Annotated in this window: 7 protein-coding genes; all 7 read right to left on the bottom strand. The window is 34.5% G+C overall.

Annotated features, from left to right (window positions below; translation table 11 throughout):
* Nucleotides 1-95: 95 nt before the first annotated feature.
* Nucleotides 96-4763, bottom strand: a complete 4668-nt coding sequence (locus QL232_RS12935; RefSeq protein WP_281614429.1) for a sulfatase-like hydrolase/transferase — start codon at nucleotides 4761-4763, stop codon at nucleotides 96-98.
* A 582-nt stretch (nucleotides 4764-5345) separates the two neighbouring features.
* On the bottom strand, nucleotides 5346-6746 hold the full coding sequence (locus QL232_RS12930; RefSeq protein ID WP_281614428.1) for a sulfatase: 1401 nt from the start codon (nucleotides 6744-6746) through the stop codon (nucleotides 5346-5348).
* A gap of 677 nt (nucleotides 6747-7423) precedes the next feature.
* Nucleotides 7424-8656, bottom strand: a complete 1233-nt coding sequence (locus tag QL232_RS12925) for a threonine/serine exporter family protein (protein WP_281614427.1) — start codon at nucleotides 8654-8656, stop codon at nucleotides 7424-7426.
* A 79-nt stretch (nucleotides 8657-8735) separates the two neighbouring features.
* Complete coding sequence (locus tag QL232_RS12920; RefSeq protein WP_281614426.1) at nucleotides 8736-9374, bottom strand: hypothetical protein; 639 nt, start codon at nucleotides 9372-9374, stop codon at nucleotides 8736-8738.
* Between the two features lie 10 nt (nucleotides 9375-9384).
* Nucleotides 9385-13149: a sulfatase-like hydrolase/transferase gene (locus tag QL232_RS12915; RefSeq protein WP_281614425.1), complete on the bottom strand. Its 3765-nt coding sequence runs from the start codon at nucleotides 13147-13149 to the stop codon at nucleotides 9385-9387.
* A 94-nt stretch (nucleotides 13150-13243) separates the two neighbouring features.
* Nucleotides 13244-16183, bottom strand: coding sequence for an immunoglobulin-like domain-containing protein (locus tag QL232_RS12910; RefSeq protein ID WP_281614424.1), 2940 nt, complete (start codon nucleotides 16181-16183; stop codon nucleotides 13244-13246).
* A gap of 255 nt (nucleotides 16184-16438) precedes the next feature.
* Nucleotides 16439-17695 (bottom strand): glutamyl-tRNA reductase, encoded by a 1257-nt coding sequence (gene hemA / locus QL232_RS12905; protein WP_281614423.1) that lies wholly within the window; start codon nucleotides 17693-17695, stop codon nucleotides 16439-16441.
* Nucleotides 17696-17753: the final 58 nt, after the last annotated feature.

The following is a 17753-nucleotide window of genomic DNA, read 5'->3' as shown; positions in this document are numbered from 1 at the left end:
GTTTTTTATATGACTGATAATTGAATTGTTTTGAAAAGTGGGCTACACATTAATTAAGCTGTAGTGTAGCCCTTGGTATTTAGTTTACTAACTATTTATTTTTTTATGAAGAGGGATGAATTATTTACAGCTTTAATAATATAGTTGCCTCTTTTTAAGTTCGAGATATCTACTCTCCATAAATTGGTACCTAATTCATCTTCCAATGACATCACCTCCCTTCCTAGTAAATCATATATCTTCAGTACTGTAATGACTTCTGAAGTTTTAACATGTATAGTATGAGAAGCAGGATTTGGATAAACCTGGAAAATATCTTCTGATATATCCTCTATCTGATGCTCTAACCCAGTCGTTCGGCTAGATGAACTCTCTGTCACTTCATATAATTCAATATAATCGAAAGTGAAATAGGAAATATTCTGACCAATCTGAACAAACAATTGGAAGTACTCTGCATTAGGAGATAATTCCACATATGTTTCAATATCTATAGGAGTAGACGTTAAAGTAATGTTCTCTCCTTTGATCATATTGGTTGTTCCATTCTCATCAGTAGACTCTAATTGGAATCTTATTTCAGATTGTTTTGAAGAATATGCGTTGGCAACTACTTTAAATCGTCTAGTTACAGGTTTCACTTGGTCTAAGCGATATATCTCTGATTTCACCATCAGATTTGACTTTGATTGTCCGCCATTCTCTACATTAATTCTTAAAGCAGCATCGCCAGAAACTTTATGTTCTACATTCTTGAATACAAAATCACTTTCTTCAATAAAGCTAGAATTATAATTAATGTACCAATTATTTGTTCCATCTGTAAAATCCGAATTATAAAGAATTAAGTTACCATTATCAGGCACCGTTGAATTATCAGCCACTTCTTCTTCAACAACCTCCTCTTCCTCTACAGCTCCATCAGAAACATTATTGTTTTCGTCGATTGGTGCTGTAGATACGATTGCATTATCAAAGTAGATTGTTCCTGTAGTTTTTCCCAACTGAATAAATAACTGGAACTGATTCATAGCCGAGGAAACCACTAAAGAACGGTTTATTTTTGTGACTGCTGAAGCTGGAATATCAATTCCTTCAGTTTCTACCTTTTCTCCATTGTCACCTTTCAATTGCAACTTAATTTGAGTAGCACTATTCGTATATACCTCCAAAGAAATATACAGTGTTTTAGAAACCGATGAAGAAGGTAGTGGATAGACATCAGATTTTAGATTGAAACTAGAAAAACTACCACCATTACTCGTAATGGTATATTTCATGCTTAAATTTGATGTATTTGGGAAAGTACTTGAGGCAGCATTATACTCTATTCCAACCCCTGATTTTACCGAAGTTTCCCATCCAATATCAATACCATCTTCAAAAGACGCATTGGTCAATATTAGATTATTGATTGGTTCAGTTTCTTCAACAACCTCTCTAGGAAGTACGGTAATCGGAAACTCCTTATTCACAGAATAACCTTCTTTTGCGATATTTGCTGTGAGTATCACACTCTCCTCTTGAGAAGATTGTGTTACTACCCCATTTGAAGTAATCACTTCATTATTTGAAGAAGTCCAAATGACTGTAGCATCTCCGATACTTTCTGGTAACGTTTCAATGTTATACTGAATACCATTTCCATCTTGTGGATCTTGAGCATTAAAAGTGATCCTTAACTGATCGCTTAACTCATTTAATTCGGCAAGAAGTACTTCTTCATGGTTTACCTCTTCCTCGACCTCCGTCTGTTCTTCTACATCTGATACATAGACGTTATCTAAATAAACATTTCCTTCAGCTTTACCCAATTGGAAGTAGAACTTAAAAGCATTCATCCCGTTTGTTGTCATAATAGAAGTATTCACTCTCTGTGTCGTATTCGCATTGATAATAATAGGCTCTGTATTTACATTATCTCCATTATCCCCTTGAATCTGTACGCGCATTTCAAAACTTGAAGTAGAGTGAACATCAAAAGCAATAAATAACTCATGTGCATCTGAGTTTTCTAAATTATGCTGGTTCGACTTTAATGTCATATTCGAAAAAGATCCACCATTATTTTCTATTTCAAAAGCAGCTGCTTTACTCTCTGTACCCGGAAAATACCCAGCACTTGCTGATGCTACAATTCCGATATTTTCTTTCGCTGAGTAAGTCCAACCATTTTGAATACCAATCTCAAAACCTGGATTTAAACGAATGAAATTATTCGGGTCCAATACCTCTGTTACAATTTCAGGTATCTCACCACCGAGATCAATCTTTTGCTGTTCTACAGTATGAATTCCTTGTGCATGGTTATAATATTTATTCCACCACACAGCAGCAAGATCTCTTAATTCTTGTATATTATTCTGATAGGCTGAATTATTAATAGCATTACTTGATTCTAACTCTTGTGCATTCGAATATCTATAATATTCTTCATGGCGAATAGTGATATCTTCAAACTCTACTCCTGCTGGCGTCATGGTTTTTCTATCAGTCCATAAAGTATATCGCTCATTACCTCTTTTAAAAGAATATCCATTAGAACCATCCGTTTTATAAAACGTTACCGCTAAATCCATCGGGTAATAAGTAGCATCAGTATCGTCATGGAACAATGAGTTACCTTGTAAAAACTCTGGTTTATCAATCGATGTATAATCACAAATAGTAGGATATAAATCTATCAATTGCACTGATCGATTAGATGATCTTAGGTTATTTGAAGGATCAATTACTATCATAGGTACCTGAGCAGCATTTTGTAATAAGTTATGCTTTCCCCACATATTATGGTCACCCAAATTAAAACCATGATCAGAAGTAATAATGATCAGTGTATTCTCTTTCTGTCCTGTTTCTTCTAATTTATCGATCACCTTGCCTATTTGAGCATCAATATAAGATGCACATGCATAGTAAGCTTTGATTAAATCTCTTTGCTTTTGAAGGTCTAGCACCTGAGAATACCCATTGTAAGTTTCACTCCACTCTTGTGGGATATCTGAATAGCCTTTAATTTCTGTAGGCACTTTTTGCACAAAGTCTGCTGTACCTTCTGGCAACCCTTGAATTGAAGCCAATGACAATTCAGCGTTTTCATAAAGGTCAAAGTACTCTTTGGGAGCAATAAATGGTAAATGTGGCTTTTTGAAACCAACAGCTAAGAAGAATGGTTGATCTTGATTTCCCATATGCTCAATGTAATTCATAGCATGGTTTGCAAATTGCCCGTCTTGATAGCCATCATCACCTACATTATCTGGACCTACTTCAAAGGAAGTACCGCTTTGGACTCTGTACTTTGATCCTTGTACAAAATCCCCATATTCCTGAGGGTAATCATAAGAATTAGGATCCTTATATGCCTCTGTCCAAGAATCTCCATTATGTGCATTATCTACATTCCTAGGATCAAATACCTTTCCTATTGCAGCCGTATTATATCCATTATCTTTTAATAACTCTGGTAAAGTTGTCAGCTCAGGAGATTCATCATCCAATAGGGTTGACAAATTTGTGACCCCATTTCTTTCGGGATAGGTTCCCGTTAACATCGATGCCCTCGACGGGCCACATACCGGATAAGAACACTGTGCATTTTGATATTGAATTCCTTCTTGTGCCAATCTATCAAAGTTTGGAGTAATCACTTCAGTATTTCCAAAAGAAAATAAATCTGTATTTAGATCATCAACAACAATGAATAAGACATTTCTGTTTCCAGCAGGCATCGTAGACCTTCTTGTATATTCAGTTAACGCCTCTACATGCCCTGGTACAAACTCTCTTTCTACTCTATTGTAGATCATTTTGTTTGCCTTAGACCCTGCGCACCAGATGGTTCTTGGTATACCTAAATTTTCAGATGTCTGAACCACTGCTCTATGGTATTTAATTCTAGAAGCTTCCTCACATTCATTGTTAGTACCAAACTCACCTAAATACAATGGGATATTATTATTATCAGCCCATGTTTTTACTTCTAGGAAATTATTCTCCATAAACTCATAATCGGCATCTGAACCCCAAGTATCAACACTTCCAGTAATTTCAGGATACTTTGTAAACTTGTTGGGCCAGTAATAATGAAACCAAGCGATCAACTTATCATCATTCTGAAAAGTAGATGGATTCATTTGCTGTGGAGAATGGATAGCATTATCGCCTCCTCCTGTAAGCATCACTATTCTATTCGGGTTCTCTGTCCTCACAATATCCAATAGTTGAACATTCAATTCATCTACTAAAGATTGTCCCATTTTAAAATAGGGTTCATTAATCAGTTCAAAGATCAAATGATCATTACTTTTGTTTCTAAAATGATGGCCGATTTGTTCCCACATCGCCAACATTCTATTCCATTTATTTTGGTCAGGGTAAACAGTATCATCCCTAGTCACCTCATCGAGAAACCAATGTTCTCCATGAGCATTTAAGATCACAATCAGATCTCTTTCTGTAGCCCAATCGATCACTTCTTCGACTCTATTTAACCAATCTTGGTCGATAGTATAGGGAGCATTTGCACCTGTATAACCATCCCACCTAACGGGCAAACGTATATGCTTAAACCCTGCATTTGCAATATCTTCGACATTGCCTTCTTGGATTGCTGCAGCCCACCGTCCTTCTTCTGGTGCACTCATTACATTTCCAAAATTATATCCTGTTCCCAATCGATCAGCCATTCTTTGTGCTGGAGTTTGGGCGTTAGTGTGATCTACTATTAAGATCAATGATAGTATGAATAATAATTCTTTCATAACGATTTAATTTTCTAAGATGTGTTCTATACATCCCATTTCAGGATGTTGAAAGTAGTCGTGATTAATTATCTTTTCAGATAACATGACCTTATCATTGGCTATCAATAGTTTTAAGAAGTGTATGCGAATTGTAACTATTTCATTCATTTCATCAAGCCATGACAAGTAGTGCATAAATCATTTTAAGTGATTATGTGAGAGCATTTCTAATGGTTGTGTAGATAGATAAACTGTGATACTATTATTTATGTGCTATAACTGAAATAATGATTTAAAGTGATCTAACTGAAGTGAATCAATGGCAGCGCTAATTCCATTGAAAAGAGAGTCACACATCATTTATAACTGGTAATTAAAATTTAATAAGTAGAATAGAATAAAGATCAAATATTTAAATATTATTTCATTGATATAACAGATAAAATAATCAATATTAAGACAACTAAATTTACGTGAATAACTAATTTAATTTAAAATAAATATTCAAATAAATCAACACTATTTTGAATTAAATTAATAAATATTTATTTAAATATATTGTGATATTATTTCAGTTTAAAATAACTATAATTTACTATTTTAACTTGCATCAACTTCTTCTTTCCATTCATTTAAAAGACGCATCATTTTTATATATCTTTCTTTCTGAGGATCAAAGATGTTTATTGCTTCTTCAGGATCCTTTTTAAGGTTATACACCTCATAAATCCCTGCATCGAAATAATGATACATTTTGTAGTTCCCGTCTCTTATTACAGAACAGTTCAAATCTCCTGTTGAATTGGGCCTTGCTCTTGAAGAATGCCAGAATAACCTTCTTTTCTGTGTTTCTCCAGTAACTATATTCTCTTTGATATCTATTCCATCCAAATGTTCATCAGGGTATAGATTTAAATTACAAAGTGATAATAAAGTTGGATATAAATCTGTATTGGTTGTTACCTGATAATTTTCAGAGTGAGAGGATATTCTTGCTCCTCCAAATACTAATGGAACTTTAATACCCCCTTCTAAACAATGCCCTTTTCCTCCTCTTAACGGTAAGTTAGAAGTCGCTAAAGTTCTTGTATTTTTCTTAGCTCTATTCGATAACCCACCATGATCTGATGTAAAAACAATGATCGTATTTTCATACACCCCTTTGGCTTTTAAGGTCTCGACAATTTTACCTAAACTTTCATCAATAGATTGAACCATAGCTGCATAAGCTGCATTATTTTGATGCGTCTTTGTAGCCCCATCTATATCCAAATACTCTGGTCCTTCAAAGGTCATTCCTTTTACTTTTTCCTTATATTTTTTGACATAATCAGGTTTACCTTCAAATGGAGTATGGACTCCATAATGAGATAACATGACGAAAAATGGCTGTTCATTTCTATTATTTTTAATAAACTTCACCGTTTCATCTGTCAGACGATCAGTTAGATATTCACCTACCTCTCCCTCATCTAATCCTGGAATTAACGCTTTGTCATTTAATTTATTAGGATCTTCAGGTTCGTTATATGGGAAAAAGTAGGTCTGTGGGGCACCTGCTGCTCCACTTCCGATACTTTTATGGTAACCTTTATTCTCAGGCCATTCATCTTCAGTTTCTCCCAAATGCCACTTTCCTGCAAAAAAAGTTTTATAGCCTTGCTCTTTAAAGGCCTGACCGATGGTCTTTTCGTTATCATAAAACTTCTTTCCTTTTATAGTATTAGAGTTCTTCGCTGGAATACCTGCTCTTGCAGGATGCCTACCTGTTTGTAAGCCGTACCTAGAAGGTAAACACCTTGGATGAGCAACATATGCATTCCTAAAATCGATACCATCACGAGCCAACTGATCAATGTTAGGAGTCTCGTATAAAGATGAATTATGAAGGGATAAATCATAGTATCCTAAGTCGTCTACTAAAAATAAGACAACATTTTTCTGTTGTGCAAAAACAAAGTTCGTACACAAAAGAGCTAAAAATAATGATAGCTTTTTCATACAATAGAATTTTTTGGTCATAAGTAGTTGAAGTAATTAAAATGGTGCTCCTCGTTTTATAATACACTCATTTCAAAAACAATGGGATATAAGATTTCATACATATTTTTATATGTGCATCTAAAATAACATCTAATAGAAAAGGTTATTTAATCAGTCAATTTTATCTAAAATATAACGGACCTATTGATAAAAATTGAAACTAATATATATATCCAGATGTCAACTACTTGAAAGTTATTAAGAATGAATTTAATGACAACCATATTATTAAATGGTTATCGAAAGTAATAATCATTTTAAAGGTGAAGAGAAAATTTAATTGTAAGTAATCACAGTTTATTAATCAATAAGTATCTACATTTTGTAATTGATTATAAGTTTAATTTAGGATTTTAGTATTAATATTCCAAACACAAAAACACTTAATTTATTGATATTCAGTAAATAAGTTGATGTGTATTTTGTTATAAAAAAATAATGATGTTTTAGGGATAAAATAAGCATTAATAGACCTTTTTGTCTTTAATTAAAGTCCACTTTTTTCGCTATAAGAAGTGAGCTATACTTAAAAAAGTGCAAAATTAAGCTTCAAAAAAGGTGAAGTGGCCTAACCAAAAAATCCCACCTTACAATCACTTTTGTAAGGTGGGATTTATATATTTGATGAAGTCCATCTATACTACTTCATTTCTATTATCTAGATTTGGATAGTACGTACTATATGCTACCAGCATACCTACTACAATTGCACAGAACATTAGCAGTCCTGAAGTACCAATACTTGGATTATCAATAATAGGATCATCATTAAACTGATTTGATAACCCCATAAATAATCTACTACCAGGTACCAAAATAACAATACCTTGTAACAAATAAACTGAAGGAGGTACATCTCTCCATCTACTTACGACAATACTTAAAAATGTGATAAGGAAAGCACTAATAAATGTTCCGAATATCCATCCCAAATTATTTGTAAAAACCATCGGACCCCAAAAAGCAATTGCAGCTAATACCAAACCTATCATCATGTCTTTGAACTTAGTGTTAAAGACAATCCCCAATCCTATTGACAAGAAAGGTAATGCGATATAGTGGCCCCATTTTGGAATTTCATTCACATATATATCTTCAGGAAGATCAAATAAGTAATTGCCGACTGACATTCCTAAGTACACTCCAATGAATAGCTTTAAGAAAATCATCACTGCATTAAATAGGAATCCTGTTCCTGAATTAAATTGATTAAATGATATCTCCTCTAATGCTATGGATATTGTAAGTCCGGGTACATATAGAATTACTGAAGCTAAACTGAGTTCTATTACATCTAATTCTGGGATGAAACATTTACATAAACATCCCATCATAGAACAAATAAAGGCAGTATAAAACTCCAAGGTATACTTTGAGGTATTGAACTTGCCCACTGCTTTCGTTATGACATACCCTAGAAATCCCATTAAGAAACTGAAGAGTAATGTAATTGTACTTCCACCAATCAAGGCCAAAAATGAAGGTGGAATTACAGTGTAAGCAAAGGCAAGTAACAATTCCCCATACAACTTTTTAGAGACCATTACTTCATCAATGTTCTTGGTGATGGTTTCATAGTCATGGTCATCTTTAAAAGCCTGTCTTAATCTTTTATGAAGATCTGCCAATTTCCCGAGATCATTACTTCCTAAAGGAATATATTGTAAGATCACCTGTCGTTCATTGGTTTCCGGATCTTCTATCTGATAGTTCAAGGTATTGGTCGTTACCTGACAAGAAACTTCTACCCCAATGTGTTTGGCCACATCTTGGATATAAGTCTCCACTCTTAATGAAGAACAACCAAATTTATGTAATGCATTACCTATTTTTACTATCAATTTATATTTTTCTTCAAAATTTTTCATCCAGTAATCAGAATATTATTTGGCTAATATTCAGCAATGATAATAAGATAATCTGGAAGAAAAAATAGATTTCAGAGAATTAAAACCCAATAGGTTCTAAGATATTATAACCATCGATTTCTACATCTTCCTCTTCGGTAGCATGAAAAGTAGCATTGTTCTTTCTTTTCTTTAAATCCTCGAAGTAGGTATCATACGTCTCTTTTTGTTCAGCTAACAATAAATCATTAATGATCTCCTTTTTTCTAGAAATAGCTGATTGATCCGTTTTAATATATTTATCGCTATATCTACCATAATCTTTCTTGTCTTTCATTAAGGTATAATTAACGATCTTATAAGTATCATAAAAAGATTGTTTCTGATCTTTATGTAAAGCTACAATGTGATTGAGTTCTTCCACCTCTCTACTTGTAACCAAGTGAGTTGCCAAAAGAATACTTTGATCTCTTGTTAGGATACGATCTCTTTTTTTCCAATAATCTCTATCCAATTGCTGACGATCAAAAGTCGTTGCCACTTTACTCTTTTTCAAAGCATTTTTCTCCAAAATATAATTGGTTCTTAATGCTATCATCTCATTTTTTTGATCTACAGATAGGTGAATAATTTTATCCATCCAATTTGTAAAATACTTTGCTTCAGTTTCTACTGTTTTATTTTGTGACCAAGCATTGAAAGATGAGATGAAACAGATCAGAAATAATAACTTTTTCATGTGTTTATACTTATTCTACTATTAATTTATTTATATGATAACCTATTTTTAATATGTAAACACCTTTCGGTAAACCACTGATATCCAGTTGAGTTTTGGACTGATGTTTTTGATTTAAGATTAATGCTCCTCTAATGTTATATAGTCTCAGCTCTTCCCCTGCCTGTTGATCAGTAATAATATTTACCACCTGATGTGCAGGATTCGGATAGACTTTTATTTGTAATAATTCAGGATCCAATGAAGTCGGTGGTGTTGGAGGCTCTTCTTCATCTTTTGTCCCTACCACATGAAGTGTAAACTCTTTATGTTCGGACTCACCATTAAGTTCTACCTTTGCTAGAATTTTTACTTCTTGATCTTCTTCATCTCTAGTCACCACACCTTGGTTTTCAAGAATTTCGATCACATTCTTATTGCTGGAAGTCCAAGTCACTTTAGCATCATCATTACTGCTATTCACCAAAGTAATATCTTGTGTTACGGCACTTTCGTTATCCTCTCCTTGGTAGGTAATGTTTATCTCATCCAAAGCTTCCTGTAACTTATCAGTAGGTTTCGCCAGAACTTTAACTACAAAAGTCTTTGTCTCAACAAGGTTTTCATAAGTTACTTCAGCATCTAAAACCACTGTTTGATCCGTATCTTGTCTGGTGACTACCCCTTCTTCATTATTGATTTTTATTACATCGGAGTTACTACTTTTCCATGTTACTGTTGATGAATGCAAACTGCTTTCTGATAAAATAAGATTATTGGTTACAGCATTTTTGGAATCTCCTCCTTGATAAGTCACTTCTACTGCATCTACAGCTTCCTTTAACTTCTGTGATTTATCTTCATCACCATCAATTTTTAAGACTACATTATCGATATAGAATGTACCGGTTACTTTTCCTATTTGAATGGCAATCTGCATTGTGGAAATACCTTCTCCTATCACAATCTCACTTTCAACAGCCACAGGTTGATTTTTAGCTACAGTAATATTTTCACTGTTTAGTTTAACCGTACTTTCATTACACTGTAACTGGTAACGGATTTCAGTATCGGTAGTAGAATAGACATCGAAAGTGACTTTTACAGTCTTTTCCTCTTCCGTTGTATAACCTATTGAGTATTCTTCAGACCTTAAAGCAAGGTTAGAAAAATTACCTCCATTTTGTGTAATATGAAATGTTGCTGCGGTAGTTTTATTTACAGGATGTTCTTCTGCTACCAAACTAAAATCGATACCAAAATCTTTCTTATAAGTTGCCGCCCAACCTGTTTCTACTCCTTGCTCAAAATCATTATTTATTCTAATAATATTAGATGAACTCTCTGCATTTACATGCGAGAAGTATACAGACCACCACTTAGCCACATCATCTTTTATTGCTGCAATTTCTGATGCGTAAGCACTATTATTGATCTGATTCTCTCTTTCTAAATCCTGAATACCATTGTATACATAGAATTCTTCATGATAAGCCGTTACATTTTGATAAGGCACCAACATTGGAGTCATCCCTTTATCAGAGGTCCATAAAGTATACTTATAATTTCCTCTTTTAAAGGTGTAACCATTCTTACTATTTTTCTTGTAATATGTTACAGATAAATCTAATGGGTACTGGGTAGTTACCTCATTTCCCAAGAACAACGAACTGCCTTGAAGAAATGAGGGTTTTGGAGTATAAGTAAAGTCACACACCGTGGGATAGAGGTCTATTAACTGAGTAGCCCTATCTGTTGTAGGTGTAGGAAGTAACTCTGATGGATCAATAATTATCATAGGAACTTGAGCAGAATTTCTTAATAAATTATGCTTTCCCCACATATTATGGTCACCCAGGTTAAAACCATGATCGCTAGTTATTATAAGCAAAGTGTTATCTTTTTCCCCTAGTTGCTCTAAGCGGTTTACAATTTGTCCAATCTGTGCATCGATATAAGAAGCACAAGCATAGTATGCTAAAACCAATTCCTTTTGCTTATCCGGATTCAATACATTTTCAAACTCTAGATACGTATCTTCCCATACTTCTGGAATATCTTTATAACCCGTTAATTCGGTTGGTTCTTTATATGAAATCTCATCAGCTCCTTCAGGCATCTTTTGGTAGGGTGCTAAAGAAATGTTCTTCCCTTCATATAAATCGAAATATTTTTTTGGAGCGACGAAAGGTAAGTGAGGTTTTTTATACCCTACTGCCAAAAAGAACGGTTGTGATGAAGCAGAAAACTCATCTAGTAATTCTAATGCATGCTCAGTAAACTGACCATCTTGGTACCCATCATCTCCTACATTTTCAGGACCAATTTCATACGACATTCCATCTTCAACTCTGTATTTATTCCCTGAGACAAAGTCTCCATATTCATCGGGATATGTATAATGCGATGGGTCTGTATAATCACTTGTCCAAGCCTGTTCATGATGTCCATTGTCTACATTTCTTGGATCAAATATTTTTCCTACTGCCGCTGTTTTATATCCGTTTTGTGATAATAACTCTGGTAAGGTTGTTAATTCTGGAGCTGTTTCATTTAGTTGTAAAGTTAGATTCGTTACACCATTTCTTTCCGGATAGGTACCTGTAAGCAAACTTGCTCTCGAAGGACCACAAACAGGATATGAACATTGTGTATTTGTATATTGAATGCCTTGTTCTGATAATGCATCAATGTTAGGAGTAATCACCTCTTCATTACCAAATGCGAATAAATCGGTATTTAAATCATCAATCATGATTAATACGACATTCTTTTTATTTTCTTTAGGGAATAATGGAGCTAATTGTCCCTTATCCCACTCACCTTCTACTCTTTTGTAGATCATTTTATTGGCCTTTGGCCCTGCACACCAAATAGCTCTAGGAAAATCCAACTCCTGAGAAAGTTCTACAATAGCACTATGGTATTTTGCTCTACTTACCGGATCACAAACATTATTAGAACCAAATTCCCCTAGGTATAAAGGGACATTCAGTTGGTCTGCCCAACTTTTTACATTTTCAAAATCACTTCTTAAACTTTCATATTCTTCTTTTGATCCCCAAGTAGGTTTACTCCCTTCAATTTCAGGATATTTTGTAAAGGTATTTGGCCAGTAAAAATGAAACCAAGGAATTAATTTATCGTCATTTTCAAAAATAGCAGGATCCATTTGTTGTGGTGCATAAATAGCGTTATCACCACCTCCAGTTAGCATGACAATTCTATCTGGGTGATCTTTTCTAACAATCTCCAACAACTCTACATTTAGCTGATCCACTAACTTTTTGTTCATACTGAAGTAGGGCTCATTGATCAACTCAAAAACAATATCATGACTTTTTCCTTTGAAATGTGTACTGATTTGACGCCAGATTTCTAACATTCTATCCCACTTTTCAGGATAAGGGTACACATCTACATCTTTCGTCACTTCCTCAATAAACCAATGTTCACCGTGGGCATTTAATACCACAATAAGGTTTCTCTCCAATGCCCAGTCGACCACTTCTTCTACTCTTTCCAACCAAGCTGGGTCTACTGTATATGGAGCATTTTCTGAAGTATGACTTCCCCAACGTACAGGAAGGCGAATATGATCAAAGCCCGCTTCAGCCACATCATCCATCATGAATTCTTCGATTGGGGCAGCCCAATCTCCTTCATTGTTAGCACTCATCACATTACCAAAATTGTAGCCAGTTCCTAGTCGAGTAGCCATTTCATGTGCTGGTGTTTGTGCGTAGTCTTTAGTAAAAAATGATAATAATAATAACGTTAGTAGTAATTCTTTCATACAAATAATAATTGATTTCTTGTCTGTAATAAACTGTTGAGGCTTACGCCTCAACAGCTGATTTGTGTCGGTGTCGTTATTTCTAGAGTTTCTATTATTGTTTAATAAATACTCTTGATTGTTGATTTACTTTAAGGATATAATTTCCTTTTGGTAAACCTGATATATTAATTTTCTTCAAGAATTCAGTTCCTTCTTTTGAAAGTTCAATCTGTCTTCCTAACATATCGAATACTTCCAAAGTATTAATTTGTACTTCTGATCTAATGGTAATCAAATCCGATGAAGGGTTAGGGAAAACTACTAATTCTAGTAATTCGTCCTCTACGCTTGTTGGTATTTGTTCTTCCATTAATACTGTTAGATCAAAGGTTTTTGTCGCAGTTGCATCACCTGCAGATAATGTAGCTGTCATTGTTACATTCTTATCTTCTTCTGCTCTCGTTACAGCTCCAGCGTTTGTGATCACTTCTTCATCTGATGAAGACCAAGACACTGTCACCTCATTTACATCGCCTGATAAAGTAATATCACTGATTACAGAAGTATTATCTTCCCCGTTAGCATAAGTGATTTGAACGTTAGCTAACGCATCGTTCACTACCTCTTCTGCATTATTAGCGACAACTACAGTAAATGTCTTCGTTTCTTGCTCATCACCTAAAACTAAAGTTGCGGTTAACTCTACAGTTTCATCATATAACTGCTGTGTTACTTTTCCATCTGCTGTAACAACATCTGTATTTGACGAAGCCCATGTAATCGTTACATCACCATCAGAAGTGATCAACTCAAGGTCAGAAGTTACTTGACTTGCTTCTTCACCATCTGCAAATCCTACTTGTAAATGTTCTTTGCTATCACTGATTACTTTTGAAGCATTATTCAATACTATTAATGTAAATTCTTTTGAATCTGACAACTCTCCTAAAGCCACTGTAGCTGTTAACTTTACAGTTTGATTAGTCGTCTGTGGAGTCACCACACCTGCAGAAGTAACTACTTCTTCATTATCAGAAACCCAAGAAATTGTTGTTTCATTTAAACCTGTGCTAGGTAGCGTAACATCAGACTCGACTGATTGAGCATCTTCTTCATTAGCATATGTAATTTCTACTGCTTCTACTGCTTCATTTAGCAAAGAAGAATTGCTTCTTACTGTAGTCAGATCAAATTCTTTTGTTGTAGATAAATCTCCTAATGAAATTGTTGCTGTTAACTTTCCTGTTACTGTTTCATCACCTAATGTTACTACTCCTTCAGCAGTGATGTTTGTATGAGTACTCTCCCAAGTAACTGTTGTCTCATATAAAGATGTCGTTAGCAATACTATGTCCTCAGATACTTGATCAGCAGCATCACCTTCAGCAAACTCAATAGCAACATCTTCTTTAGCTGCCGCTAATTTTGCATTGTCTGAGGCTAATACAGTTAAATTAAATTCTTTATTGATTGAATAATCTCCTTGAGAAATTTGAGCTGTTAATGTGACCTCTGTGTCTTCAACAATTTCTGTAACCACAGCAGAACCATCTGTAATTGTAATAATATCTGTGTTACTAGATACCCAAGTTAAAGAAGTACCATAACCTAATGCATCCGTAGTAACCACTTCAAAATCACTTTCGATGGTTGTGGCTGTTTCTCCATCTGCAAAAGTGAGTGATAAACTCTCTGCTACTAATTTTGCTTGCCCTTCATTTGCACTTACTTCTTTTAAAACAGCATTGTCAAAAACAAATGTTCCTGTATTTCCACCTACTTGTAATAACAATCTCCAAGATGTTAAACCAGCAGGTGTTTCAACTACTGAAGTAACATCAGCGGCTGTTGGCGTAACGTCCATGTTTCTACTGTTACTGTTGATGTAGTTGCTTTCTGCATCTCTTCCTGACACCTGATATCTTAAAGTGATCGTTTCATCGATGGCTGTATATACATTTGAAGTTACTTCGAAATATTTTTTTTCTAAAGTCGCCTCATTAAATGGGTACCATTGAGTCCTTATCACTAAGTTAGGTAACGATACTCCTCCATTTGTGATTTCTAACTTTCCAGCATTCGAAGCGTTTTCTGCATGAACAGTACTACTGTACGTAAAATCAGATTCGCTTACTTGTCCAGCATTAAAGCTTGTTTCCCAACCTACAGTCTCCCCTAACTCAAGGTCTGCATTTACTATTATTGCATTACCACTTTCATCTGTATAAGGTAATACGCTTACTGTAAAATCTTTATCTAATGTAGTCGTATTTAGTGTTACTGAAGCAGTTAATGTCACTTCTGTTGTTTGATCTCCTCTCACAACATTTCCGTTAGCACTAATCACATCAGAATGAGATGACTCCCAAGTCACTGTTGTATTATTTAATCCTACAGTTGGTAGCGATACATCATACATAATTCCTAAACCATCTTTTGGATCATTGTTATCAAAAGTAATTTTCAGATCTTCAATAGCTTCTTGTACTAATTCTTCATCCGTTTTTTCTGGAGCAACTTCTAGTACAATATTATCAACAACTACATCACCAACTGTACCTCCTAACTGAAGTAAAACAATCCATTTTGTTGCCCCTGCAGGCACCGCTAACTGAGAAGTGAATGTCTGATTGTCTGTTGTTATTGTAAATTCTTCTGACTGGATTTTATTTGACCCAGACTCCCACTGAATCATATATTTCAATCTTCCTTCTTGTGAGCCGTACACATCTGCAGATAATTGGAAAACTGTTTCTTCAGCCAATGCCTCTGTAAAGTTTACAAAACCTCCAGACTTCAACTGAATATTTGAGAGGTTTAATTTTTCGTTTTCCTCGTTCACCGGAATAGCGATTTGATAAGCACCCGATGCATTGTCTTTATGAGTAATTAATGAACCTACAGGTGGGTTAGCAATACCGCTCTTATTAGTAACAATCCAAGGAGCGTCTGTTGATTCGAAATTCCCATTATCTATTAAATTATTTTGTGAGAAACCTTGAGTACAAATCAAGGTCAATAAAAAAAAGACTGTAGATATAATATTCTTCATATTCATACTAGTTTTAAATGCTTAGAGAGATTAAAGTTTTTGTTGTGTTTATAAGTAATAATCGATGACTCAAATGTCGAGAATTAACGTTTTTAGCAGGTGTATTTTTCGTTCTCACAGGGTTGAAAATGGTTCTAATTATCGCTAAATCATTGATTTTGATATGATTTGAGACGTTTCAATGAAATTTTCAATAAAAAAAGGCCTCTAACTCAGTTTGCTGAATTAGAGGCCTTTTCATTTATTTTTTATCAATTAACTATTGATATTTAGATCAAAAAGGTCAGTAATTATTTTACCCATTTTTTGTCCTTCTTTTTTATTCGCTGAAGCTGTCGCTTTCAACTGAAGAACAGGAACCTTCATGATTTTATTTAGTAAGTTCTTTGTGATTTTATCCACTTGCTTCTTCTCTTTGTTAGAAAGGTCTGAAGAGTACTTTTCAATTTCCTTTTCTCTTATTTCTTCAAGTGTGTTTTTCAACCCTTTAATAATTGGAGAAAACTCCATTTCCTGTGTACGCTTATTGAACTCCGTTAGAGAGGCTTCAATAATCGTTTCTACTTGAGGAATCGAATTTAATCTTCTTTCTAATGCTTTAGTTGCTCTAGCATTGATATCGTCTACAGTATATACCAATACTCCAGGGATTGTTTCTACGTCTACAGCAACAGATCTAGGTACCGACAAGTCCAAGAAACACTTGAACGCCAAAATATCTAAATCAGCAACATTCTCTTTATGGAAGTAATCGGCGATTGGTAAAGAAGAGATAATCACATCCGCTTCTTTTGCAGCTGTCCAAAGTTCTTCAAAAGGTCTGGTCTTATAACCCGTTTCTGTTGCCAATTCTTCAGCTACTGAGAAAGTACGGTTCATGATAGTTACATCAGAGATCTCCGTATTTTGAAGATTTCTAACGGCATCAGTTCCAATCTCACCCAATCCAACAACTAAGATTTTTGGATCGTTGATATCAGTAGTGATTTCATCAATCATTTCTACTGCGGCATAAGACACAGAAGCAGCTCCATCTCTAAATTCCGTTTCTATCTGAACTCTTTTATTGGCGTTAAAAATGGTATGCATCAAACGGTGAAGGTATGGTCCTGCCATATTGTGATCGGCAGTCCATTGATACGCTCTTTTTACTTGATTGGAAATTTGAATGTCTCCAACAACTTGAGACTCTAATCCCATTGCCACTCTAAAAAGATGGTTTTGAACATCCTTAGGTTGACATAATGATTCAAAATATTGATTGGATTCTTGAGTATCAACTTCTTTGAGTGTACTGATTTGTGAAATTAAGTCATCTGATAAATCCTCTTCTGCGATATAATAAGCTTCCGTTCTATTACATGTCGAAACAAATAAAAGCTCATTAATACGAGAGTCTTTTTGAAAATTAGACAATAAAGTTTCACAATCATCCTGAGACAGTGATAATTTACCTCTTACTTCCAAAGGTGTATTTTTATAAGATAATCTAATTGCTTTGAAATCTTTCATACCGTTTAAAAAAGAAGTGTTTTCTAGTTTGTAAATTTAATACTTAGAATCGTCAGTT

Source organism: Flammeovirga sp. SubArs3, from assembly GCF_947387565.1.
Taxonomy (GTDB): Bacteria; Bacteroidota; Bacteroidia; order Cytophagales; family Flammeovirgaceae; genus Flammeovirga; species Flammeovirga agarivorans.
Note: the sequence above shows the minus strand (reverse complement) of the source record. Positions and strands in the feature narration are given on the sequence as shown.

Excerpts from the sequence above, each read along its gene's own strand:
- QL232_RS12935 (WP_281614429.1), bottom strand. The coding sequence starts at position 4,763 with ATGAAAGAATTATTATTCATACTATCATTGATCTTAATAGTAGATCAC.
- QL232_RS12930 (WP_281614428.1), bottom strand. The coding sequence starts at position 6,746 with ATGAAAAAGCTATCATTATTTTTAGCTCTTTTGTGTACGAACTTTGTT.
- QL232_RS12925 (WP_281614427.1), bottom strand. The coding sequence starts at position 8,656 with ATGAAAAATTTTGAAGAAAAATATAAATTGATAGTAAAAATAGGTAAT.
- QL232_RS12920 (WP_281614426.1), bottom strand. The coding sequence starts at position 9,374 with ATGAAAAAGTTATTATTTCTGATCTGTTTCATCTCATCTTTCAATGCT.
- QL232_RS12915 (WP_281614425.1), bottom strand. The coding sequence starts at position 13,149 with ATGAAAGAATTACTACTAACGTTATTATTATTATCATTTTTTACTAAA.
- QL232_RS12910 (WP_281614424.1), bottom strand. The coding sequence starts at position 16,183 with ATGAAGAATATTATATCTACAGTCTTTTTTTTATTGACCTTGATTTGT.
- hemA (WP_281614423.1), bottom strand. The coding sequence starts at position 17,695 with ATGAAAGATTTCAAAGCAATTAGATTATCTTATAAAAATACACCTTTG.